Annotated in this window: 21 protein-coding genes; 10 read left to right on the top strand and 11 right to left on the bottom strand. The window is 71.4% G+C overall.

Annotation, left to right across the window (positions count from 1 at the left end; all coding sequences use genetic code 11):
* Positions 1–44 precede the first annotated feature (44 nt).
* From ACH4MY_RS10185 to ACH4MY_RS10155, 7 genes are all read right to left on the bottom strand, one after another.
* Entirely contained in the window at positions 45–1379 is a 1335-nt protein-coding gene (locus tag ACH4MY_RS10185; protein WP_398000231.1) for an alpha-L-fucosidase, read from the bottom strand.
* Positions 1376–2692: an enolase C-terminal domain-like protein gene (locus tag ACH4MY_RS10180; protein WP_398000229.1), complete on the bottom strand. Its 1317-nt coding sequence runs from the start codon at positions 2690–2692 to the stop codon at positions 1376–1378. Before ACH4MY_RS10180 ends, ACH4MY_RS10185 begins: the two co-directional genes overlap by 4 nt.
* Positions 2689–3702 carry a 5-dehydro-4-deoxyglucarate dehydratase gene (locus tag ACH4MY_RS10175; RefSeq protein ID WP_398000227.1) on the bottom strand — a complete coding sequence of 338 codons (1014 nt, stop codon included), beginning with the start codon at positions 3700–3702 and terminating at the stop codon, positions 2689–2691. Before ACH4MY_RS10175 ends, ACH4MY_RS10180 begins: the two co-directional genes overlap by 4 nt.
* A 27-nt stretch (positions 3703–3729) precedes the next feature.
* Positions 3730–4596 carry a carbohydrate ABC transporter permease gene (locus ACH4MY_RS10170; RefSeq protein ID WP_398000225.1) on the bottom strand — a complete coding sequence of 289 codons (867 nt, stop codon included), beginning with the start codon at positions 4594–4596 and terminating at the stop codon, positions 3730–3732.
* Complete coding sequence (locus ACH4MY_RS10165; RefSeq protein WP_398000223.1) at positions 4593–5600, bottom strand: carbohydrate ABC transporter permease; 1008 nt, start codon at positions 5598–5600, stop codon at positions 4593–4595. Before ACH4MY_RS10165 ends, ACH4MY_RS10170 begins: the two co-directional genes overlap by 4 nt.
* Entirely contained in the window at positions 5597–6922 is a 1326-nt protein-coding gene (locus ACH4MY_RS10160) for an extracellular solute-binding protein (protein ID WP_398000221.1), read from the bottom strand. Before ACH4MY_RS10160 ends, ACH4MY_RS10165 begins: the two co-directional genes overlap by 4 nt.
* A 394-nt stretch (positions 6923–7316) precedes the next feature.
* Complete coding sequence (locus tag ACH4MY_RS10155; RefSeq protein WP_398000218.1) at positions 7317–8327, bottom strand: hydroxyacid dehydrogenase; 1011 nt, start codon at positions 8325–8327, stop codon at positions 7317–7319.
* A 199-nt stretch (positions 8328–8526) separates the two neighbouring features.
* Between ACH4MY_RS10155 and ACH4MY_RS10150 the strand changes: the two genes are divergently transcribed.
* The 3 genes from ACH4MY_RS10150 to ACH4MY_RS10140 all read left to right on the top strand — a co-directional run bounded on the left by ACH4MY_RS10150 (position 8527) and on the right by ACH4MY_RS10140 (position 10744).
* Positions 8527–9423 (top strand): fumarylacetoacetate hydrolase family protein, encoded by an 897-nt coding sequence (locus ACH4MY_RS10150; protein WP_398000215.1) that lies wholly within the window; start codon positions 8527–8529, stop codon positions 9421–9423.
* Between the two features lie 12 nt (positions 9424–9435).
* The gene (locus tag ACH4MY_RS10145) at positions 9436–10122 is read left to right on the top strand and encodes a GDSL-type esterase/lipase family protein (RefSeq protein ID WP_398000213.1); all 687 of its coding nucleotides are present in this window, start codon (positions 9436–9438) and stop codon (positions 10120–10122) included.
* Between the two features lie 64 nt (positions 10123–10186).
* Positions 10187–10744, top strand: a complete 558-nt coding sequence (locus tag ACH4MY_RS10140) for a hypothetical protein (protein ID WP_398000210.1) — start codon at positions 10187–10189, stop codon at positions 10742–10744.
* A gap of 32 nt (positions 10745–10776) precedes the next feature.
* Here ACH4MY_RS10140 and ACH4MY_RS10135 read toward each other — a convergent pair whose 3' ends face one another.
* A complete protein-coding gene (locus ACH4MY_RS10135; protein ID WP_398000208.1) occupies positions 10777–12816 on the bottom strand; it encodes a calcium-binding protein in 2040 nt (679 codons plus the stop codon).
* 327 nt (positions 12817–13143) lie between these two features.
* Between ACH4MY_RS10135 and ACH4MY_RS10130 the strand changes: the two genes are divergently transcribed.
* From ACH4MY_RS10130 to ACH4MY_RS10100, 7 genes are all read left to right on the top strand, one after another.
* Complete coding sequence (locus ACH4MY_RS10130; protein ID WP_398000205.1) at positions 13144–14400, top strand: serine hydrolase domain-containing protein; 1257 nt, start codon at positions 13144–13146, stop codon at positions 14398–14400.
* A 196-nt stretch (positions 14401–14596) separates the two neighbouring features.
* Positions 14597–15214: an RNA 2',3'-cyclic phosphodiesterase gene (thpR, locus tag ACH4MY_RS10125; RefSeq protein ID WP_398000202.1), complete on the top strand. Its 618-nt coding sequence runs from the start codon at positions 14597–14599 to the stop codon at positions 15212–15214.
* 53 nt (positions 15215–15267) lie between these two features.
* A complete protein-coding gene (locus tag ACH4MY_RS10120) occupies positions 15268–15966 on the top strand; it encodes a VOC family protein (protein WP_398000200.1) in 699 nt (232 codons plus the stop codon).
* 175 nt (positions 15967–16141) lie between these two features.
* A complete protein-coding gene (gene bla, locus ACH4MY_RS10115; protein WP_398000197.1) occupies positions 16142–17059 on the top strand; it encodes a class A beta-lactamase in 918 nt (305 codons plus the stop codon).
* Positions 17060–17454: 395 nt separating this feature from the next.
* Complete coding sequence (locus ACH4MY_RS10110) at positions 17455–17898, top strand: DUF3995 domain-containing protein (RefSeq protein WP_398000195.1); 444 nt, start codon at positions 17455–17457, stop codon at positions 17896–17898.
* On the top strand, positions 17885–18397 hold the full coding sequence (locus tag ACH4MY_RS10105) for an RNA polymerase sigma factor (protein ID WP_398000192.1): 513 nt from the start codon (positions 17885–17887) through the stop codon (positions 18395–18397). The genes ACH4MY_RS10110 and ACH4MY_RS10105 overlap by 14 nt, the downstream gene beginning before the upstream one ends.
* A gap of 128 nt (positions 18398–18525) precedes the next feature.
* Positions 18526–18957, top strand: coding sequence for a hypothetical protein (locus ACH4MY_RS10100; protein WP_398000190.1), 432 nt, complete (start codon positions 18526–18528; stop codon positions 18955–18957).
* Between the two features lie 128 nt (positions 18958–19085).
* Here ACH4MY_RS10100 and ACH4MY_RS10095 read toward each other — a convergent pair whose 3' ends face one another.
* Genes ACH4MY_RS10095 through ACH4MY_RS10085 form a run of 3 tightly spaced genes read right to left on the bottom strand, consistent with a single transcriptional unit; the run spans position 19086 to position 21807 of the window.
* Complete coding sequence (locus ACH4MY_RS10095) at positions 19086–19916, bottom strand: ABC transporter permease (protein WP_398000187.1); 831 nt, start codon at positions 19914–19916, stop codon at positions 19086–19088.
* Entirely contained in the window at positions 19913–21004 is a 1092-nt protein-coding gene (locus ACH4MY_RS10090; RefSeq protein ID WP_398000184.1) for an ABC transporter ATP-binding protein, read from the bottom strand. The genes ACH4MY_RS10095 and ACH4MY_RS10090 overlap by 4 nt, the downstream gene beginning before the upstream one ends.
* Positions 21004–21807, bottom strand: coding sequence for an ABC transporter permease (locus ACH4MY_RS10085; protein ID WP_398000182.1), 804 nt, complete (start codon positions 21805–21807; stop codon positions 21004–21006). The genes ACH4MY_RS10090 and ACH4MY_RS10085 overlap by 1 nt, the downstream gene beginning before the upstream one ends.
* Positions 21808–21983 lie beyond the last annotated feature (176 nt).

Genomic DNA, 21983 nt, shown 5'->3' with positions numbered 1-21983 from the left:
GGTGGGGGCTGAGGAGAGGTCCTCGGAAGGGTGCGGAGGGGCCCTCAGAGCAGATGGAGTTCGATGACGGGTACCGGGGTGTCCGGCCGCCGCACCGGCAGCCGGAGGGTGAGTGTGCCGGGCGGCTGGCCGCCCATCTGGGTGTTCATCGCCGGGCGGTCGGGGGCCGGCGGTTCCTGGACGAGCTCGGAGGCGTCGTTCAGGAGCTGGGCGTAGCGCACCCGCCCTTCGAGTCCTGGCAGGTGCAGATGGCGCAGCGGCCAGGCGAAGAGGTGGACGTAGAGGCGGTCGCCGCGCTGCGTGTAGCGGCAGTCGGCGGGCGGGGTGAACGGGGAGGGGCCGCAGCCGCGGACGGCCCTTTCGTGGAGCTCGGTCCAGCGGCCGATCTCCGCGAGGGCGGCGGTGTCGCGCGGGTCGAGGTCGCCCCGGCCGGTGGGTCCGACGTTCAGCAGGAGGTTGCCGCCCTTGGACACGCCGTCGACGAGCATCCGGATGAGCAGGTCGGGGCTCTTGTGGTCGAGGTTGTCGCGGTCGTAGCCCCAGCTTCCGTTGAGCGTCTGGCACGCCTCCCACAGCACCGGCCGGCCGTCGACGGTCATGGGTGCGGAGGGCTGGTACTGCTCGGGGGTGACGAAGTCTCCGGGCAGGCCGGACCGGTCGTTGACCAGGATGTGCGGCTGGAGCCCGCGGACCATCTCCATGAGCCGGGGGGAGTCCCAGTCGTCGGGTCCCTTGCCGCCCCACCATTCGCGGCCCGCGTACGAGAAGTCGAAGAAGAGGTAGTCGACGCGTCCGTAGTCCGTGAGGAGTTCGCGTACCTGGCCGTGCAGATAGCGCTGGTACTCACGGATGTCACGATCGGCCGCGGCGGTCTTGAACTCCTCGTCGTCGCGCTGCGGATGGGTGCCGTCGACGGGGAACGACGGGTGGTGCCAGTCGATCAGGGAGTGGTAGAAGCCGACCTTGAGGCCCTCGGCGCGGCAGGCTTCGACGAACGGGCGGACCAGGTCGCGGCCGTGGGGCGTCCTGGTGACCTTGTAGTCGGTGAGCCGGCTGTCCCAGAGGCAGAAGCCGTCGTGGTGCTTGGTGGTCAGGACGACGTACCGCATCCCGGCGGCCTTCGCGGTCCTGGCCCACTGGACCGGGTCGTACCGGTCGGGGTCGAAGTGGTCGAAGTACACCTGGTACCGCTCGTCCGTCATCCTCTCCCTGGTCTTGACCCATTCGTGGCGCGCGGCGAGGGAGTACAGGCCCCAGTGGACGAACATGCCGAAGCGGTCGTGGGTGAACCAGGTCGTGTCCGGTGCGGGGAGCGGGGCGGTGCTCCCGGCGGGTACGGACGGGGAGGCCGGCGCGTCGTCGGCGCTGATCGTGGTCATGGCGCATCGTTCCTGTGGGGTCTGAGGGGGTCGGGACCCTGCTGTCGGGCGGGCTCGTGGACGTCCTCGCGGAGCCGTACGCCGGGGGCCACTCGGGCCAGGTACCCGGTGTCGTCGCGTCGGGTCAGTCCGCACGCCAGGTACTGCTCGTGCAGCCGGTCCAACGCCTCACGGTCCAGCTCCACGCCCAGTCCGGGTGTCCGCGGGACGGTGATCGCGCCGTCGACGAGAGTCCAGGGCCGCGTGACGACGTCGTCCTCGGGCCGCTTCCAGGGCCAGTGGGTGTCCAGGTCGTGGCCGATGGCGGGGGTGGCCGCGGCGAGGTGCACCATCGCGGCGAGGCTGATCCCGAGGTGGGAGTTGGAGTGCATGGACATGCCGATGCCGAAGTGGTGGCAGGCGGTGGCCAGGTGCTGCGCGGCCTTGAGGCCGCCCCAGAAGTGGTGGTCGCCGAGGAGGACGCCGACGGCCCGGGAGGGGACGGCCTCGGTCAGGTCCTTCCAGGTCACCACGCACATGTTGGTGGCGAGGGGCATCGGGGCGATCCGGGCGAGGGCTGCCGTCGCGGGGATCCCGGCGACCGGGTCCTCCAGGTATTCGAGGACGCCCGCGAGCTCCACGGCCACCCGGGCGGCGGTCGCCGGGTCCCAGCTCGCGTTGGGGTCGAGACGGAGCGGATGGCCGGGAAAGGCCTCACGCAGCGCCCGGATCGCCGCGACCTCCTCGTCCGGAGGGAGTACCCCGCCCTTGAGCTTGAACGACCGGAAGCCGAACCGTTCCGCCATCAGCCGGGCCTGTGCCACCAGACCGGCGGGGTCGAGGGCCGGCCCCCACGCGTCCGGCTCGTGACCGGGGTGCGCGGCCCACTTCGCGAACAGGTAGCCGCAGAAGTCGACCCGGTCGCGGGTGGCTCCGCCGAGGAGGTCGGAGACGGGCCTGCCGAGGTGTTTGCCCTGGAGGTCGTGGCAGGCGACCTCGAACGGCGAGGTGACGCTCGCGACGGTCTTGGACGACCCGCCCGCTCCGATGAGGCCGTGCGCGTCGTCGGCGCTGCGGCCGCCGACGACCGCGCCGACCCTCCCGGCCAGTTCGTTGAGGTCGAAGGGGTCGAGGCCGGGCAGCTCGTCGGCGACGTGGCGGAGCAGTTCGAGATGGGCGGAGTCGCCGTAACTCTCGCCCAGGCCGTAGGCGCCGGTGTCGGTCCTCACCTCCACCACCGCGCGCAGGGCGTACGGCTCGTGGACGCCGACGGCGTTGAGCAGCGGCGGGTCGGCGAAGGCGACGGGGGTGACGACGACGGAGGTGACCTTCACGACGCCGCCGTCGCGGTGGGAGCCGTCAGGGAGGTGGAGGTGGGGGTCGCGGCCGCGGCTGCGGCTGCGGTGGTGCGGGCTCCGGTACGGGCTTCGATGTCCGCCAGTGCACACCGGCCACGGTCGAGCAGGTCCCGCAGCTGTTCGACGTGGTCCGGGGAGGCGTCCACCAGCGGCGCCCTGACGTGTCCGACGTCGAGCGAGCGCAGGCGCGCTCCGGCCTTGACGAGGGAGACCGCGTATCCGGGGACCCGGTCGCGCAGTTCGGTCAGCGGCAGGTAGAAGTCGGCGAGGAGCCGGCCGGTGGTGACGGTGTCACCGGCCGTCAGGGCCGTGTGGAAGGCCCGTGCGACGTCGGGGGCGAAGCACAGGACGGCCGAGGAGTAGTCGCGGATGCCGATGGCCCGGCAGGCGCCCGCGCTGACCTCGGCGGTGGGCAGGCCGTTGAGGAAGGCGAACGTCTCGGCGCGGGGGTGGCCGCTGGTGCGCACGGCGGTGACCATCCGCGCCATCGTGTCCAGGTCGCCGTTGCCTTCCTTGATCCCGGCGACCTGGGGCAGCGAGAGCAGGCGCAGGGCGGTGGACACGCCGATCCTGGCCAGGCCGCGCCGGTAGACGAGGACGGGCAGGCGGCCGGTCCGGGCGACGGACTCCACGTACGCGACGTAGCCGTCCTCGGTGCCGCCGACGAGGTACGGGGGCAGCAGCAGGATCCCGTCGGCGCCCGCGTCCGACGCGGCGGCAACGGCCCCTTGGGCGTTGCCGAGACCGCCGCCGGCACCGGCGAAGACGGGCACGCGGCCGGCGACGACGTCCACGGCCCGGCGGACCACCTCGGCGTACTCGGACGCGGCGAGCGAGGAGTACTCCCCCGTACCGCAGGCGACGAAGAGCGCGGCCGGGCCGTGGGCGAGCTGGTCCTCGATGTGGTCGGCGAACACGGCGGGGTTCACCTCGTCGGCGGGGGTGAACGGCGTGAGCGGGAAGGACATCAGGCCGGACGGGATCACGGGAGGTGGTCCTTTCGGAAGGTCGGGTCACCCCTTGAGGGCACCGCTGGACAGGCCGTGGACGAAGGAGCGCTGGAAGAAGAGGAAGACGACGACGGACGGCAGCAGGGCGAGCAGCGACGCGGCCATCACCACGCCGGGGGTGACGAGCGGGTCGACCCGCAGGGTGCGCAGGGCCAGCGGCAGCGTGTACGAGGAGGAGTCCGTGGCCACGAGAAGGGGCAGCAGGTACTGGTCCCAGATCATCGTGAAGCCGAAGACGCCGATGACCCCGAGCGCGGGTTTGCACATGGGGAGGATGATCTGGGCGAAGATCCGCAGGTCTCCGGCGCCGTCGATGCGGGCGGCCTCCTCCAGCTCCCTGGGGACCTCCTTCATGAACTCGGTCATGACGAGGATGGAGAACGCCCAGGCTCCCAGGGGCACGATCATGCCGGCGAGCGAGCCGATCAGGTTGATGTGGACGACCGGCAGGTCGGCGAGGATCACGGACAGCGGGATGGCCAGGATCTCCTCCGGCAGCATCAGCGTGGCCAGGATCGCGACGAACACCAGGGACATCCCCCGGAACCGCTTCCTGGCGAGGGCGTAGCCCGCGAGCACGGAGACGGCCACCTGGAGCAGCAGTCCGAAGCCGACCACGAAGAACGAGTTGAGGAGGTACTTCAGGACTCCCTGGTCGAACGCGACCCTGAAGTTGTCCACGGTGGGGTCGGAGGGGACGACGCTGAGCTGGGTCGGGTCCTTGACGTGGTTGAACGCGCTGACGAGCAGGGCCAGCAGAGGTCCGGCGAACACCAGCAGGACCAGGAGGTAGGTGACGGCCTTCAGGACACGGCCGCCGGCGCTCCGGCTCTCGGTGAGACCCAGCGCGGTCTCGGTCGGCGCGCTCATTCGTTACCCCTCCGTCGGAACAGGTGGACGCAGACCGTCAGAAGCAGCGTCGCCAGGAAGAGGAGGACCGCTCCGGCCGCGCCGACGCCGAGCCGGTTCTGTTCGAGGCCCAGCTTGTAGATGACGGTCATGACGACCTCCGTCGAGCCGTCGGGGCCGCCGTTGGTGAGCAGGAAGACCTCGGTGAAGACGCGCAGGCCCCGGATGGCCGCGAGGATGAACAGGATGGTGAGGACGGCGCGCAGTCCTGGGACCGTCACATGGCGGATGCGTTGGAACCTCGACGCGCCGTCGACCTTGGCGGCCTCGTACAGACCTCGGTCCACCCCGGCCAGACCGGCGAGGAAGATCATCATGTCGTAGGGGGCTCCCCGCCAGATGCCGGTGAGCATGATGGACGCCATGGAGGTGTCGGGGTCGTTGATGAAGCCCGACGGGCCGAACCCCACCAGGCCGAGGAGGGAGTTGAGCATGCCGTCCCCGGTGGGGTGGTACATGATCCGCCAGAGCTCGGCGACGACCGCGATCGGTACGACGACGGGCAGGAAGGCCGCCGAGCGGACGAAACCGAGCCTGCGCCCCTGCCCCTCCATGAGCAGGGCGAGGGCGAGACCGAGCGCCATCGATCCGAGGGTCTGGCCGACGGCGAGGACGACGGTGTGCCAGGCGGCTTCCCGGAAGCCGTCCGAGGACAGCACCGTGGCGTAGTTCTCGCCGCCGACCCACCGGTTGCCGAGGTAGGGCTGCACGTCCTGGAAGGACATGGTCAGCGCGCTGGCCATGGGGATGAACTTGAAGTAGAGGAAGAGGATCAGCGCCGGGGCGAGGAAGAGCCACGGTGTCCACCATCGGCCCGCCCGACGACTCCTCGCACGGCGATTCGTCACTCGGCGACCGGCGGGCGGCCCGCCTCCGGCCGAGGTCGGCGCCGGCCCGCCCTCTGCCCGCGGGGTGGTGCCGGCCGCCGTCCGCGCGGCCGACTTCACCTGGCCGACGCTCGTCATCCGCCGATTCCCTGCTCCTGGAGGATCCCGGCGAGCTTCTTGTCGAGCTCACGCAGCTTCTCGCCCAGGTCGAGGGAGCAGTCGGCCATCAGCGCGTTGACGGTCTCGGCCGTGGTCTGCCGGACCGGGGTCCAGTTGGGGATGGACGGGGCGTAGCGCCCGGAGGAACGGTAGATCTCGGCGTACGTCTTCCAGCGCGGGTCGGGTCGGACCTCGGTGACGTCCACCGTCCTGTTCACCGGGAGCTGGACGGTGGAGCCGTCCTCGCCCTGCATACCGAGCTTCTGGCCCTCGGCGGAGATGGCGTACCCGGCGAAGGCGTCCTGTCCGGCACGGTTCTCCGATCCCGCCATCAGATAGACGGAGCCGCCCTCGGCGAGCACGGTGGCGTCCTTGGGCCCCTTGGGCATGGGGACGACCTCGTATTTGTCCTTCCCCAGCGACTTGTCGAAGCGGGGCATCAGATAGGGGCCGACGACGAACATGCCGGTCCGGCCCGCCTCGAACGTCTCGTTCGTGGGCGGGGTGTCCATGGTGACGGCTCCGGGCTGCACGACCTTCTTGTCGCAGCCCAGCGCACGGAACCACCGCGCGGCCCCCGTCGACTCCTTGCCGCTCATCGACGGCTTGTACTTCCCCGGGCCGGACTCGGTGATGAAGTCTCCGCCCGCGGCCCAGAGGAAGTTGGAGAAGTACCAGGAGGCATAGCCGCGCTTGGTCGACAGCGGGGCGGCGAGGCCGTAGGTGTCCTGCTTGCCGTTGCCGTCGGGGTCCCGGGTGGTGAAGGCCTCGGCCATCGCCGCGAGGTCGTCCCAGGACTGCGGGGTTTCGAGCTTGAGCTTCTCGCGCCAGTCCTTGCGGATGAGGAGGGCGCCGGCCTGGGCGGAGTACGGGATGCCGTACTGCTTTCCGTCGACGCTCTTGCCGGAGTTCAACCCCTGCTCGACGAGGTCCCGGCTGCTCTCGATCCTGCTGAGGTCGATCTCCCTCAGCAGGCCCTGGCTGTGCATGGCGCCGAGCTGGGTGACGTCGTTCATGACGATGTCGGGGAGGTTCCGCTGGGCGGCGCGCTGCTGGAGCTTGGTCTCGAAGTCGTCGAAGATCGCCGTGACCTTCACTCTGTGCCCGGTGGCCTTCTCGAAGCCGTCGACGAGCCGCAGTGTCGCCTTCTCCCCGGGGCCGCCGGGCGTGGTCCTGGTCCACAGCTCCAGCTCGGCCTTGGGGTCCTGCTTGGCGTCCACCCCCGCAGGACCGGACGTACAGCTCGTCAGGGCCAACGCCGAGGCGAGGAGACCCGCACCGATCCATCGCGTTCTCTTCATGACAACTCCTGTTCGCCGCCCTCGGCAGCTGGCCTGTAAGCGCTTGCCGGGGACGCTAACGCTCGGCCGATCGGGGGTCAATAGTCCGATGACTCAAAAGAGTTGGGGCCGATGAGTGTCGGCCCCGGAGCGCGGTCGCCGCTTCGTCGATGACCCGCTTGAGCAGTGCGGGAGCCGGAATTGAAGGTGAAGCGCTTCGCTTCGACGGCGGGAGCGCTCCCGCGGGGATCTGACTCGATGACAGTCAAAGATCCGATGTATGGCGGGCGGCAGGAGGGCGGAGGGCCGGCGAACAGGCCACTCCGCCACTCCGCCACTTGTCGCTCGTCGCTCGTCACGTACGGTTCGCCGCTCGTGCGCCGGCGCGCCGATGTACTGATGCGCTGGGCGCCCCCTACGCCCGGGTCGAGGCCCCGGACTGTTCGACGGCGTGCCGGAGGGGCTCGCCCCGTACCAGTCGGGTGAGCTCGTCGCGGACGAGCTCACCCAGGCGGGCACGCTCCCCGCCCATGGCACCGGCGAGGTGGGGGGTGAGCACGACGTTCGGCAGCGTGAACAACGGCGAGTGGGGATCGGGCGGCTCGGGGCAGGTCACATCGAGTACGGCGGTGAGGTCGGGCCGGTCGCGGAGTACGCCGATCACCTCCGGCTCCTCCAGTACGGCACCCCTGGCCGTATTGATCAGCGTGGCACCCTCGGGGAGCAGCGACATCAGCCGCTTGCCGACGAGGCCTTCGGTCTCGGGCAGCAGCGGGGCGTGGACGCTCACGACGTCGCACACCCCGAAGAGTTCCTCGACACCGGTGAGCCTGACGCCGAGGCCCTGGGCGACGGCCGGATCGATCACGGGATCACAGGCGAGCACCTCGACGTCGAAGCGCCGCAGGTGCTCGGCGACGAGCCGGCCGATCTCGCCGAGCCCGAGCAACCCCACGCGGGAGCGGTACCCCCCGGGCACCCGGGGGTTGTGCGGGAAACGGCGACCCGCGGCCGCTTCGCGACCGAGGCGATGGACCTGCTTCAGGCCCAGCAGGATCTGCGCCAGGCTGAATTCGGCGACCGGGATCGCGTTGGCCCTGGCGGCGGACACGATGGGGATACCCCGGGCCCAGAACTCCGGTGGCGTCAGATGCCGTACCGAACCGGCCGCCACCATGACGGCGCGGAGCCTCGGCGCGTGGGCGAGCAGGTGCGCGTCGAGTACCGGCGCTCCCCAGCCGGTGAGCAGAACGTCGGCTCCTCCCAGTACACCGGGATCGCGGAGGAGCTCGTCACGGGTGAGCGCGGGGGTGACCCGGCGTACGAGGCGTCCGATGTCCTCGATGACGTGCGCCGGGTAGACATCGTCCCTGCGCTCTTCTTCCATGACCAGCAGGGCGTTGAGCATCCTCGTCGCAGCTGCCATCGGCTCGGCCTCCTGGGGCGTGATGGTGTCCGCGCCGGTCGGCGCGCCACACGATACATCGGATGACCGATTGAGGCCTATCCAACGTCTGGACAAAACTCTGGATGATTGGTTGCATTCCTGGGTCGATACATCGGATGTCTGTTGCTCTGTATCGACTCGATATCTGATCGATGTCCAACGGTGAAGGGTGGCTGGCATGCGCGTGCTGAGGGTCGGTGAAGCCGGAGCGGAGCGCCTCGCGGTCCTGGACGGAACGGGTGGACTCCTGGACGCGTCAGGCATCGCCGACGACATCGACCACCGCTCGCTCGCCGACGGTGTGCTCGACCGCCTGGCCGCAGCCGTGGCCGAGGGAGCCCTGCCCCCTCTGCGTACGCTGCCCGCGCTGCCCGCGCTGCCCGCATCGGGTTCCCCGGGCGACCGCGTACGCGTCGGGGCGCCGGTGGCGCGGCCCGGGAAGGTCGTGTGCATCGGCCTCAACTACCGCGACCACGCGGAGGAGACGGGCGCCGAGATCCCGGCCGAGCCGGTCGTGTTCATGAAGGACCCGTGGACGGTCACGGGCCCGTACGACGAGGTGCTGATTCCCCGGGACAGCGTCAAGACCGACTACGAGGTCGAGTTGGCCGTGGTGATCGGCAGGACCGCACGGTACGTGGACAGCGACGAGGACGCCCTCGCGTGCGTCGCCGGGTACACGGTTTCGCACGACGTGTCCGAGCGCGCGTTCCAGCTCGAACGCGGTGGCCAGTGGGACAAGGGCAAGAGCTGCGAGACGTTCAACCCCCTCGGCCCGTGGCTCGTCACTCCGGACGAGATCGCCGACCCGCAGAAGCTCACGCTCCGGCTGTCGGTGAACGGGGTCGAACGCCAGCACGGCACGACCGCGGACATGGTGTTCCCCGTCGCCGGGATCATCCGCTACCTGAGCCGGTTCATGGTGCTGTACCCCGGGGACGTCATCAACACCGGCACCCCGGCCGGCGTCGCCCTGGGCCGTCCCGAACCCCGGCCGTACCTCCGCCACGGCGATGTGGTCGAGTGCGGGATCGACGGACTCGGGACCATGCGCCAGACGTTCCGTCAGGCCTGAGAGGAGACACGCGTGCGGTTCACCCAGGACGACCGGCTGCTCTTCATCGGCGACTCCGTCACCGACACAGGACGCGACCGGGAGGATCCCTCCTCCCTCGGCAACGGCTACGTACGGCTGATCGCCGAGGCGCTGACGGCGCCGCGGACGGACCGCGCGTCCCCGACCGTCGTCAACAAGGGACTCGACGGCAACCGTGTCCACGATCTCGAGGCACGCTGGGCCACCGACGTCCTCGGGCTCGCCCCGTCCGTGGTCACCGTCCTGATCGGCATCAACGACACATGGCGTCGCTACGACCGCGGTCTGCCCAGCCCGGTACCGGAATTCGAAGCCGCTCTCGACCGTGTCCTCGCCCTCACGCTCACCCACTCCGCAGAGCGGAGCGCTTCGCCCCCGGGCGGAGCCACCCCGCACCTGTTCGTCATGACGCCCTTCCTGCTGCCGGTCGGACCCGAGCAGGAGATCTGGCTGGAGGACCTCCTCCCGCGTACCGAAGCGGTGCTGCGCGCCGCGACCGCCCACGGCGCCACAGTCGTCCGTACGGACCTGGCCCTGCTGCAGGCCGCCGAGGCACTCGGGGCGGCGACCCTCGCCCCCGACGGCGTCCACCCGAGCCCGCTGGGCCACCGTGTGATCGCGGAAGCGTGGCTGGAGTCGGCGAGGTCGACGACGGCGGCCACATCGGATGGGACGTGACTGGGCGGGCTGCTCGGGGTAGTACGTGAACGAGGCGGTCAGCGGCGTCTGAGAGGCTGTGGTCATGACTGACACGCCCCTCTGGCGTCGGCCCACCCGTAGTGGTTGGCGCATCGACGTCGACGACGCCCGCACCCGCGCCGACGTGATCGACGCCGCCGGCATCGTCCGGGGGTCCGTCCCCATCGAACCCGTACAGCACTTCACGGGGTGGTTCGCCAAGCGCCAGAACGCGGTCACGATCCGTGCGTTCGAGGCCGACGGCCCGTCGCTGCCGGCCCGTGAGCCGCGTGCGATCTCGCTGCACCCGAACGACCCGCAGGCCTTCGTCAGCGACGGCGCCGGCTCCGGGCGCCGTGGGGAGAAGACCGGGCGGGCCGCCCTCCACGGCAGGAGCTACACGTTTCTGCACACCGGCGGGCAGAGTGCGGACGCGATGCGGGACGGCGTCCGCATCGCGTCGTTCGTCAAGCACGGCTTCCGCCCCCGGGACGGACACGTCAGCCGCGACGATCTCCTTCTCCTGGACGAGACCGACGAACTGGTCCTCACCGTCTTCGAGAAACTGCTGAGGCCCGGACGCCCCGGCGCCGTCTCGGACATGCTCACCGACCTCGGCTGATCAGCGGCGCCTCGAAGGACGTCAGGGGCTCCTCAGGGGCAGCTGACGCGGATGTCGCCCGGGTCGGTGGTGCAGGTGTCCGTGCCGAGGCCGCCGTCGGCGGTGTCGTTGCCCGGTGTGCCGTCGGTGGTGGTCAGGCGGTCGTTTCCGTAGTAGCCGGTCAGGGTGTCGTTGCCCGGGCCGCCGTTGAGGCTGTCGTCGCCGAAACCGCCGTCGATGTTGTCGTTCCCGAAGCCGCCGTGGACCGTGTCGTGGCCGTAGCTCGCGCGGATGGTGTCGTTGCCGCCGAGGCCGCAGACGACGTCGTTGTTGAAGCCTCCGTTGAGGGTGTCGGCGCCGCTGGTGCCGATGATCGTGCACGCGCGCGCGTTGTTCACCGCGGTGGTCGCGGTGGCGGTGTTGTTGGCGGTCAGCGGATCCTGCGGGGTGCCGCTGACACCGGCCGCGTTGGTGAGCGTGCCGGTGGACCGGGGCTCTGCCGTCACCGTGACCGTCGTGCTCGCGCCGGGGTCCAGGGAGCCGAGGGCACAAGTGGCTCCGGTGGTGGTGGTCGTGCAGGTGCCCTGCGAGGGGACGGCCGAGATGAGCGTCGTACCGGCTCCGGAGACCGTGTCCGACAGCGTGATGCCGGTCGCGGTGGCCGTGGACGTCACGGCGTTGGAGACCCTGACCGTGTACGTGGCGCGGTCGCCGATGCTCACGGTGGTCGTACCGGTCTGCGTCACCGACAGATCCGCGCTCGGCGGCGCCGGAGGCGTACCGTCGCCGCCCTGGTACCGCGCGAGGGCGAAGGCGAAGCCCGCTCCGTAGCCCGCCGCGACGATCTTGCCGTCCGGCTGGACGAGCACGCCGCGGGCCTCGTCGAAGCCGTTGAAGCCGGTCACCACGAAGCCGTCGCCGCCGAAGCCGGTGTCGAGGCTGCCGTTGGGGTGGAGTCGGGCCAGGCCGAAGTCGTTGGCCTCGGAGCTGTTCGGGTCGTCCGCCCGGCCGGCGAGCACGATCCTGCCGTTCGGCTGGAGCGCCATGCCGTACGCGATACCGCCGTCGCCCGGGGCGTTGACCGAGGTACGGCCACCCGTGCCGAAGCCTGCGTCGGGGCTGCCGTCGGCGTTGTAGCGGAGGACGGCGAAGCCGGCGCCGCCCGATCCCGCGGCGACGATCCTGCCGTCCGGCTGCACGGCCACGGCGTTGCCGAACTCGGTGCCGCCGAAGTCCGCCGTCACCATGCCGTCGCCGCTGAAGGTGGTGTCGAGACTGCCGTTGGCGTTGTAGCGGGCCACACCGAAGTCGAAGGCGGTGTTGCCCACGTAGCCGACGGCGACGATCTTGCCGTCGGGCTGGAGGGCCATGCCGCGGGCGATGCCTCCGCCGTCCTGGGGCGAGGTGGGGGTGAAGCCCGCGACGACCGCCCCGTCGCCGCCGAGGGTGGGGTCGAGACTCCCGTCGGTGCCCAGCCGGACCAGGGCGAAGCCGCCGCCGGCGCCCTTGCCCGCGGCGACGATCCGGCCGTCGGGCTGCACGGCCACGTCCGCGCCGTCCGCGGAACCGCCGAACTCCTCGACGCGCACCAGGCCGCCGGAGCCGAAGCCCGTGTCGAGGCTGCCGTCGGTGTTGTAGCGGGCCACGGAGAAGAAGCAGCAGCCGCCGCCCTCCTCCGCGATCACCTCGGTGGTACCCGCCACCACGATCTTCCCGTCCGACGGCTGGATCGCGACCGCGTTGGCGGTGGCGGCGCCGCCGCCGAAGTCGCTGGTCACGATGCCGTCGCCGCTGAAGGTGGTGTCGAGGCCGCCGTTCGTGTCGTACCGGGCGAGCGCGAAACCGGCCTCGCTCACACCGACCACGACCAGCCTGCCGTCGGACTGCCGCGCGATGTCGTGGCCCTCCGCGAACCCGGTGACGGGGGTCGTCACACGGCCGTCGGGCCCGAACGTCGCGTCCAGGTCGCCCGGGGCCGCGAGGGCCGCGCCGGGCAGCGTGAGCACGAGCGCCATGCCGAGCGCGGCCGGTAGCACGGCCCTCCCGCCGGGCCTGCGGCGCCGTTCCGCCGGTCTCAGCTGTGTAGGGGTCATGGGGTACGAACCTCCGTCTTCGCGGGTGTACGGGGAGCAGCGCACAGCTTCGTGCCGCAGATCGCTCAGCTTCGGCGGGCCGTGCCGAACTACGCTCACCGGCCCCCGGGAACCACCCCCGCGAGGGAGCGCGCGGGGCGCGCTCCGCGAAGTGAACCCGCACGGTGCTCCCCTGATGCGGGGTCAGGGGTGAATCAGGGTGGAGCCAGGGTGATCCCCGTCTTCTCGGACCGGTCGGGCGGACAGACTCGAAGGGACTTGATCACCGACCGACCCGACCGACCGAAGGCTTCCTGAGCCTTCCAAAGCCTTCGAGTGGAGTTCCTCATGCGCAGGTCTTCGGCCCGGCCCCTGTCCCTCGCCCTGCCCGTCGCTCTCGCTCTGACCTCTGCCATGGCGTTCGGCGTCGCCGCCCCCGCGTTCGCCACGACCGCCGGAACCGGGAGCGGCGTGCCCTCCTCCGGCCTGGCCCGCGATGCCCCCGGCCTGGACCGTGGCGCCCTGCGCGAGGCGATCGCCGTGCGCCCGGACGACGGGGCCGCCGGCGTCGTCGCCGAGGTGCGCAAGGGCGCGGAGACCTGGCGAGGGGCATCGGCGGACGTCGTCTCCGGGCATCGCGTCAGCCGCGACGCCCACTTCCGGATCGGCAGCGTCAGCAAGCCCATGGAGGCCGTGATCCTGCTGCAGCTCTCCGCCGAGGGCCGCGTCGACCTGGACCGGAGCGTTCAGCGCTATCTGCCCGGACTGCTGCCGGAGAGCCTGTTCAAGGAGCCGATCAGCGTACGGCAGTTGCTCAATCACACCAGCGGTCTGCCCCACGACTTCGAGGGCGACCCGGCCGTCCCCTCCCCCGACGAGGAGATCGAGCGCCGCTTCGACTACCTCACCTTCGACAAGATCATCCGGCGGACACTCCGCCCCGAGGGCAGGCCGGCACCAGGCCCGCGCTTCAGCCCCGGCACCCGCCAGGAGTACAACTCCTTCGGCTATCGCGTGGCCGGAAAGCTCATCGAGGAGATCTCCGGGCACTCCTACCAGGACGAGGTGACGGCCCGGATCCTCAGGCCGCTGAAGATGCGGCAGACGAAGGCCGCCGCCCCGGACCGCGCGACGCCCGTCCCCCGGCCCTACCTGCCCGGCTACCTCCCGAGGAGCAGCGGCGAGCTGGTCGACGTCAATGTGCAGGGAGGACTCCCCGCGAGCATGACCTCCACCACGGGTGACCTGGACCGCTTCGTCAGAGGCATGTTCGACGGCCGACTGCTGCCCCCGGCCCAGACCGCGGAGCTGTTCGCGATACCCAAGGGCATCGACGGAAAGCCGCTGCCGTACGCCGACGGCTCCAACTGCAACACCGGCCCGGGGAAGGGAACAGCCTGCTTCAGCGTCGGTCTGATGTCCACGCCCATGCCCGACGGCTCGGTCCTGTGGGGCAAGACGGGCTCCGAGCCCGGCTACCGGAGCGGCGTCTTCGCCTCCCGTGATCTCGACCTGCGCGCGGTGTACGCGATGGGCACCTCGTCCCCGTCCGCCAACGGTGCCCTCGTGGCCCAGCGCCTCGCACTCGCCGCCTTCGCCCGCTGAAGGCCCGCTTCGGTCAGGAGGAGGCGGGCTGTCCCCGGCGCCGGGGAGGGCTCGGGCACCGCGTACCCTCGCATCGAAACGGCCGACGGCCTTGCGGTCCGGCGGCGGAGTCGGCGAAGACCGCAGGTCCGGGCATGATGCCGGGCTGGAAACGGGGTCCGGAGAGCCGGACGTGCGGCGAGCGGGGAACGGGAAGATGACGCAGGAGCGCGGGCAGGGAGCACAGCCCGGTGGGGACCAGAAGGACCGGGCCGCGACCGTTCGCGTCTTCATCGCTCTCGCCCCGCCCGACGAGGCGAAGGAGGAGCTCGAACGGGAGCTGCGCCCCGCGTACGAGGCGTATCCGGGCATGCGATGGAACCGCATCGAGGACTGGCACATCACTCTGGCGTTCCTCGGGGAGCTCCCGGTCGGGACGGTGCCGCGGCTGCGCCCGCCGCTGGCGGAGCTCGCGGCGTCGCGTCGGCCTGTCGAGCTCGCGCTGCGGGGTGGCGGGCACTTCGACGAGCGGGTGCTGTGGAGCGGGATCGACGGGGACCTGGAAGGCTTGCACCGGCTCGCCACCGAGGTCCGTACGGTGGTAGAGGAGTGCGGCATCCCCTTCGAGGACCGGCCGCTGCGTCCCCATCTGACGCTGGCCCGCGCCCGCCGCGACGATCTGTCCAGCGTGGTGGACGTGGCCGCGGGACTGGCCGGCTTCTCCGGCCGCCGTTGGCGGGCCGAGCGGCTCCATCTGGTCGGCAGCGACTTCGGCCGCGGGCCGGGGCCGATCCGGTACCGCGACATCGAGGCCTGGAGCTTCGACGGGCACTGACACTGCCCTGAGGGTGCGTCATCTCGGTGCTCGCGACTGCGAGGATGCCCGACATGGAGACCACACTGACCGGCACGCAGGCTTCGGCCGCGGTCGGGGATCTGGGTTGGCGGTACCTGCTGGGCAGCCTGCGCACGGCGATCGCGGTCGAGTCGCTGGCGCAGGCGACCGAGGTGGCGATGCTCGCGGTCACGACGTGCGGTGAGCACGCCGACCGGCATCTGACGCTCGACGTCAGACCCGGGCGGGTCCTCCTCACCCTGCAGTCGTCGAAGCACGCGGCGGTCACGGCCCGGGATGTCAGGCTCGCCCACCGGGTCTCCGCCGCTGTCGAGGAGCGCGGTCCGGGGCTGAGGACCGGGCCCGAGATCGGGACGGGGGCGCCGCGATCGGTCCAGCTCCTGGAGATCGCGATCGACGCGCTGGACATCGCTGCCGTCCGGCCGTTCTGGAAGGCGGTGCTGGGGTACGTGGACGAGCCGGGCTCCGAGGGCCCCAGTGACCCGCTCGTCGATCCCCTCCGGCAGGGGCCGGCCCTCTGGTTCCAGCAGATGGACGCCGAGCGTCCGCAGCGCAACCGGATCCATTTCGACGTCTGCGTTCCGCACGACGAGGCGCTGGGGAGGATCGACGCCGCTCTGGCGGCGGGCGGCCGGCTCGTGTCCGGGGATCGCGCCCCCGCGTTCTGGGTGCTCGCGGACCGCGAGGGCAACGAGGCCTGTGTCACGACCTGGCAGGGTCGGGACGGCTGACGTGGCCGAAGGGGACGAGGACGTCCCTGTGGAGTGTGGGCCCCGTGACCCGAGGGGCGTGTGCTCCGGGAAGCGCGTGTCTGAGAAGCGCGTGCTCCGAGAGGAGTGTCGAAACCGGTCGGGGGGCGAGGCGCGTGTTTACCCGTGCAGTGATCGCTCCGGAAAGGGAATCGCTTTGTCCATCACAGATTTCGGCCCGTCCCGTCGCACCGCTCTCGGCCTGGGCGCCGGTGCCGCGCTCACCGTCGCCTTACCTCTCGGCGGACCGGCGTACGCCTCCGCTCCCGGCGGGGAGCGGCTCGTCGGGCGGCTGAGGGAGCTGGAGGAACGGCATGCCGCTCGCCTCGGTGTGTTCGCCCATGACGTGCGGACCGGGCGTTCGGTGGCGTACCGCGCCGACGAGCGCTTCCCCATGTGCTCGGTGTTCAAGACGCTCGCCGTGTCGGCCGTGCTCCGCGACCTCGACCACGACGGCACGTTCCTGGCGCGCCGCATCCGGTACACAGAGGCCTACGTCAAGCGTTCGGGCTGGTCCCCCAGGACCGAGCTGCCCGAGAACCTGGCCCACGGGATGACCGTCGCCGAGCTCTGCGACGCCACGCTGCGGTACAGCGACAACACCGCCGCGAACCTGTTGCTCTGCGAGCTGGGCGGCCCGAAGGCCGTCACCCGGTTCGCGCGGTCCATCGGCGACCGTACAACCCGGCTCGACCGCTGGGAGCCCGAGCTGAACTCGGCGGAACCCTGGCGCCGGACCGACACCACGACACCCCGCGCCATCGGCCGGACGTACGGACGTCTCGTGCTCGGCGAGGCGCTCCCGCGCCGGGACCGGGAGCGCCTCACCGGATGGATGCTCGCGAACACGACCAGCGGCGAGCGGTTCCGCAAGGGGTTGCCCGCCGACTGGCTCCTCGCCGACAAGACGGGCGGCGGACGGTACGGCGGCAACAACGACGCGGGCGTCACCTGGCCGCCCGACGGGGGCCCGATCCTGCTCGCCGTGATGAGCACACGGTTCGTGGAGGACGCGGCCCCGGTCGATCCGCTGGTGGCCGACGCGGCGGCTCTGGTGGCGGCGGAGCTCGGCTGATCCCGTCGGGAAAAGCGCTCGAATAAATGGGTTGAGCACCGCCCCGGGCTTTCCTAGGCTGTGGGTACACGCTGAAAGGAGGTGATCCGAGAACATGGTTTCTTTTCGGATTCGTGAGGTGACTGCGGGCTAACGGCCTGCCGTCGCACTCTGTGCACCTCGGCAGGTCATCTGCCGAAAACCACGCAGTCACCCGACCCGTGGGCCGCCGGTGGATCCGGCCGGCTCCCGTCCGAACTCGAGCGGACGGGACCAAGGCCCACGGGTCGTCTGCGTTCCCGGCAGGCCCCGGTTCCACCGATATGAGACGGGTCACAGGGAACCTTCGGGCGGGGCGGCTCCTCCTCGGGGTGTCGGCGCGCTGCGGCGCCGGCCTCGGAACGGAGGGGAACCCCATGGCGGTCATCGACATCGAGCGGTCTCGCACGATCACCGGCGGGCGCGCCGTCGCCGCGCTGCTCGCCCTCCTCGCGCTGGTCCACGTCTACTGGGCCACGGGCCTGACCTGGCCCGCCGCCGACGAGCGGGCACTGTCGCTCGCCGTACTCGGCGGCGTCGTGTCCTTCGGACCCGCCGTGGTCCTGCCGCTGGCGGCCCTTGAGGGCTTCGCGGCGGCCGCTGTCGCGCTCCACTCCCGCGGTGGTGGGCGTCGGCGAGGCATCCCTCGTCTGGTCACGGCCGCCGTGGCTGTCGGGATGCTGCTCCGTGGGATCGTCGGGCTGGTGTGGATCGTGGCCGGCAGGGACGGTTCGGGGGCGGCGTTCCCGTGGCTGAACGCGCTGGTGTACACGCCGCTGTGCCTGGTCTTCGGAGGGGCGGCCCTGCGTGCCGCCCGCTGATCCCGTCGACCGGGGAGTCGCGCTCGTCCGGGCCGCCCGCCGCGGCGACACCCTGGCCCTGCACGATCTGCTCGACCACCTCACCCCGTACATCTCCCGGATCTGCCGTCCCATCGCGCTGGACGATGGACCGGACGCCACGCAGGAGGCGCTGGTCGCCGTGTTCACCTCGCTGAAGGCGCTGCGGGAGCCGGAGGCGCTCTACGGGTGGGTGCGGGCGATCACCGTGCGGGAGGCGGTGCGGGTCGCCAAGCGGGCGGGGCGGGCGCGGCCGGCCGAACTCGCCGACGTACCGGAGCGGGGCGATCCGCAACTGGCCGCCGACATCGACGACGTCCTGGCGCGACTGTCGCCCGCGCACCGGGCCGTTCTGGTGCTGCGGGACGTCGAGGGGATGGACGAGGAGTCGGCGGCGGAGCTCCTCGGAGTGCCGACCGGCACGGCGAAGTCCCGGCTGCACCGGGCCCGGCAGAGTTTCCGAAAGGCGTGGTCCGCGTGAGCGAGGACAGGGTCGGACGAGCGGCGGAAGGTTCCGCGGAGGGTGCTGAACCCGAGGTCGGGGCCGGTCGGACGGGCGGAGCCGGTCCGGGGGGCGGGCCCCTCGGCGCCTTCGCCGCGGGTGGCGTGATGCTCGACGACGTACGGCGGTTGCGGGTCATGGCCGCCGGTGTCCGGGGCGCGCATCTGGTCGAACGGGTGCTTCCCGCGCCTCTCCCCCGGGTCTGGCAGGTGATGGGTGACCTGGAGGGCGGTTTCGGGGAGTTCCAGCCCGACATGCGTTCGGTCCGGGTTCTGCGCCACGACGGTGACCGGGTGGAGGCCCTCGCGCGCAGTCGCTACGGACCGCGGGCGCACTTCCACGGTGTTCTGCGGCCCGGCTGGTGCTGGTTGCAGAGCCGGTTCCTGCTCATCGGGATGGCGGCGGTCGACGAGGGAGGGCGGAGCCGGGTCGCACTCACCGGTGGCGTGCGCGTCCCCGGGCGGGCCGCTCTGGTGCCCTTCGGTGCGCGGCGCGAACTGGAGGAGGCCATGACACGCCTCGCCGCCCGTGTCACGTGACACCCTCCGCCCGTAACCCTCTGCCTGGGTCCCTCCGTCCGTCGGTGCCTTCGGCCCCACCGGTCCGTCGCCCGGGTCCTCACCCGGACCCGGACCGGGCCCCGGCATCGGACACCGTCCCGGTCCTGTCACGCCAGGCTCAGCGCGCCCGTCTTCCGGGCGCGGGCCTCGCCGACACGCAGGATCAACGAGGCCGCCACCAGGAGCAGGACGCTCAGGGCCCCGAGGCCCAGCAGGGTCGGGGCGAGTTCGGTCGCCGTGCGCTGTTCGAGGAGGGCGCCCCGGACCGCGAGCAGGCTGCCGGTGAGCGGGAAGACCGCGCCGACGACCTGGACGGCGGTGGGCAGCGCGAACTGCGGGAGGCGGACGCCCGAGACGAACCAGAGCGGCTCGTCGAGGATCGTGTACAGGAAGGCCGAGTCCCGGGAGAAGACCAGCAGGCTGTTGAGGAACGCGCCCCACGCCACCGCCGGGATGAGCAGGGCCAGGAGGACGATGCCGTACATCCACCAGGCCGAGACCGACAGCGTACCGAAGCCGGTCAGGGCGGCGACGGTGAAGCAGGTGAGCAGCCAGGCGTTCTGGAGGAGTGCTCCGGCGCCGTTGGCGATCATCAGGGTGAGCCGGCCGGCCGGCGAGAGGAAGAGCAGTTCCAGGGTGCCGGTGGTCCGCTCGAAGGAGAGATGCCAGGCGCTCTGGACGAGGGAGAAGAAGAAGGCGTACGCGAGGGTGCCGGTGGCCAGGAAGGCGAGGAGGCGATCGGGGTCGGCGGCGAGCGGCCAGTTCTCGGCGGCCCGGGAGGCCGTGGCGACGGGCCGCAGGGTGTAGTAGGTGGTGGCCAGTTGGAGGACCGGCCAGACGAGCATCGAGAAGACGACGAGCGGCTGGCCGAAGAGCCGGCGGTGCTGCTTGAGCGTCTCCGCGGCGAAGACCCGCAGGGCGTGGCGGAGGTGGTTCACCGGGAGCCGCCCTTGGCTCCGGCGGTCTCACGGTGGGACCCGGCGGAGCCGTCGGGATCCCCGGCAGCCGTCTTGGACCGGGCACCGACGAGGCCGGCGGCCCCCGGGGCCACGAGGCCCGCCTCGCCCGTCGCGGCGAGCGTCAGGATCGCGTCCTCCAGGCTGGCCTCCGCGATCTCCAGGCCGCCGATCGATCCGCCCGCTCCGACCACCGCGGCCGTGAGCGGCCCCGCCATGTCGTCGGGGTGGCGCAGGGTGATCAGTTCTCCCCCGTCGGGGAGGGTCTCGCGGGTGGCTCCGAAGGCGTCCGCGACTGCCCGCGTGCGGTCGGTCGGGTCGGTGACGGTCAGGCGGACGGTGCGGTGGCTGCCGGTGGCGGCCTTCAGTTCGGCGGGACTGCCCTGGGCGAGGTGGCGGCCGGCGGAGATCACGTACACATGGCCGCAGAGTTCCTCGACCTCGGCCAGGTAGTGGGAGGTCAGCAGCACGCCGGTGCCGTCGTGCGCGGCGAGGTCGGCGACGACACGGCGCAGGTCGCGGGCGATGGGGGCGTCGAGGCCGAGCGTGGGCTCGTCGAGAAGGAGGTAGTCGGGGCGGTTGATGAGTCCCCGGGCGATGGCGAGCCGCTGGGTCATGCCGCGCGAGTAGCGCTCGACCATGGTGTCGGCGGCGTCGGTCAGGCCGACGAGGCCGAGGAGTTCACCGGTCCTGCGGCGCAGTTCGGCCTTCGGGACGTCGTAGAGCTGGCCGAAGTACCAGAGGTTCTCGCGGCCGGTCATGCGGGTGTAGACCATGCGCTCGCCGCCGGCGATGAGGTTGATGCGGCGCCGTACGGCGCGGGCGTCCGAGACGGCGTCCAGGCCGTCGACGCGGACGGTGCCGGCACTGGGGCGCAGGAGCGTGGCGAGGATCTTGATGGTGGTGGTCTTGCCGGCGCCGTTGAGGCCGAGGAGGCCGGTGACGCGACCGCGCGGGATGTCGAGGTCGAGGCCGTCGACGGCGCGCTTGAGGGTGCGGGGTCCGAGGATGCCCTTGTCGCGTACGGGGAAGTCCTTGCGCAGGCCGCGGACCTCGATCGCCGTGGTCATCAGTACGTCCTTTCGACGGCACGGGCCTCGGCCCGCGGCAGGCAGGCCAGCCCCAGGAGGAGGTAGGCGCAGGTGAGGACGGCGCCGACGGCCAGCCTCGGGAGGAGTTCGGGGAGGGAGTGGCCGCCGGTGAGGCTGCCGTGCAGGACGTCCATGGCCGAGGTGGTGGGGAGCAGTTCGGCGAACCACTGGACGGGCTCCGGCAGGTAGTCGCGGGGGAAGGTGAATCCGCCGACGAGGCCGAGCACGATGAAGACGGTGTTCTGCGAGATGTGGGCCTCGCCCGCCGCGATCATCAGCCCGCCGAGGCCGACCGAGAGCGCGAAGACGGCGCCGATCAGCGCGAGCCCGCCCAGCAGCGCGCCGGTCACGGAGGAGACGGGCACGGTGATCCCGAGGGCCGCGACGACGAGGCCGAGGGTCAGGAATTCGAGGAGGCTGCTGAGGACCGCGAAGGCGGTGAAGCCCAGGAGGTAGGGCAGGCGCCCGGCGGGGGCGATGAGCAGGGCACCGAGGGTGCCTTGTCGCTGTTCGGTGATGAGGGCCTTGGCGGACCAGAGGATCAGCCGGACGGAGAACTGGAAGGCGGTCGTGCCGACCACGATGTAGGCGAGGTAGGCGGTGGTGCCGCTGCCGGTGGCGAAGTCGGCGCCGACCGCTCCGCCACCGATGAAGTGGAAGCCGAGATAGGCGAGCGCGATGGTGAGCGCGGCGGGCAGGACGGTGCCGACGGCGTACGTCCATGGGTAGGCGCGGCGGGTCATCTGCCAGGTGCGCCAGGCGGTTGCCCAGGCTATGGGCATGAAACGGATCCCTCCCCCGAGATACTGGTACGAGTGAGTTCCCATGAGGAACTCACAGTGAGTTTCTATCGGGAACTCACTCGATGGCGCAAGATGGATCACGTAAGGACCGGCCTCGGACCGGAAGCGGACCCGATACCGGTCGGCACCGGCCCGTACGGGCCGGTGTACGCACC

The sequence above is a fragment of the Streptomyces sp. NPDC017246 genome (assembly GCF_044331325.1).
Classification (GTDB): Bacteria; Actinomycetota; Actinomycetes; order Streptomycetales; family Streptomycetaceae; genus Streptomyces.
Note: the sequence above shows the minus strand (reverse complement) of the source record. Positions and strands in the feature narration are given on the sequence as shown.

Bases quoted from the DNA above. Each gene is read 5' to 3' on its own strand.
- ACH4MY_RS10185 (WP_398000231.1), bottom strand. From the start codon at position 1,379: ATGACCACGATCAGCGCCGACGACGCGCCGGCCTCCCCGTCCGTACCC.
- ACH4MY_RS10170 (WP_398000225.1), bottom strand. From the start codon at position 4,596: ATGAGCGCGCCGACCGAGACCGCGCTGGGTCTCACCGAGAGCCGGAGC.
- ACH4MY_RS10165 (WP_398000223.1), bottom strand. From the start codon at position 5,600: ATGACGAGCGTCGGCCAGGTGAAGTCGGCCGCGCGGACGGCGGCCGGC.
- ACH4MY_RS10160 (WP_398000221.1), bottom strand. From the start codon at position 6,922: ATGAAGAGAACGCGATGGATCGGTGCGGGTCTCCTCGCCTCGGCGTTG.
- ACH4MY_RS10155 (WP_398000218.1), bottom strand. From the start codon at position 8,327: ATGGCAGCTGCGACGAGGATGCTCAACGCCCTGCTGGTCATGGAAGAA.
- ACH4MY_RS10150 (WP_398000215.1), top strand. From the start codon at position 8,527: ATGCGCGTGCTGAGGGTCGGTGAAGCCGGAGCGGAGCGCCTCGCGGTC.
- ACH4MY_RS10140 (WP_398000210.1), top strand. From the start codon at position 10,187: ATGACTGACACGCCCCTCTGGCGTCGGCCCACCCGTAGTGGTTGGCGC.
- ACH4MY_RS10135 (WP_398000208.1), bottom strand. From the start codon at position 12,816: ATGACCCCTACACAGCTGAGACCGGCGGAACGGCGCCGCAGGCCCGGC.
- ACH4MY_RS10130 (WP_398000205.1), top strand. From the start codon at position 13,144: ATGCGCAGGTCTTCGGCCCGGCCCCTGTCCCTCGCCCTGCCCGTCGCT.
- thpR (WP_398000202.1), top strand. From the start codon at position 14,597: ATGACGCAGGAGCGCGGGCAGGGAGCACAGCCCGGTGGGGACCAGAAG.
- ACH4MY_RS10120 (WP_398000200.1), top strand. From the start codon at position 15,268: ATGGAGACCACACTGACCGGCACGCAGGCTTCGGCCGCGGTCGGGGAT.
- ACH4MY_RS10110 (WP_398000195.1), top strand. From the start codon at position 17,455: ATGGCGGTCATCGACATCGAGCGGTCTCGCACGATCACCGGCGGGCGC.
- ACH4MY_RS10100 (WP_398000190.1), top strand. From the start codon at position 18,526: ATGCTCGACGACGTACGGCGGTTGCGGGTCATGGCCGCCGGTGTCCGG.
- ACH4MY_RS10090 (WP_398000184.1), bottom strand. From the start codon at position 21,004: ATGACCACGGCGATCGAGGTCCGCGGCCTGCGCAAGGACTTCCCCGTA.
- ACH4MY_RS10085 (WP_398000182.1), bottom strand. From the start codon at position 21,807: ATGCCCATAGCCTGGGCAACCGCCTGGCGCACCTGGCAGATGACCCGC.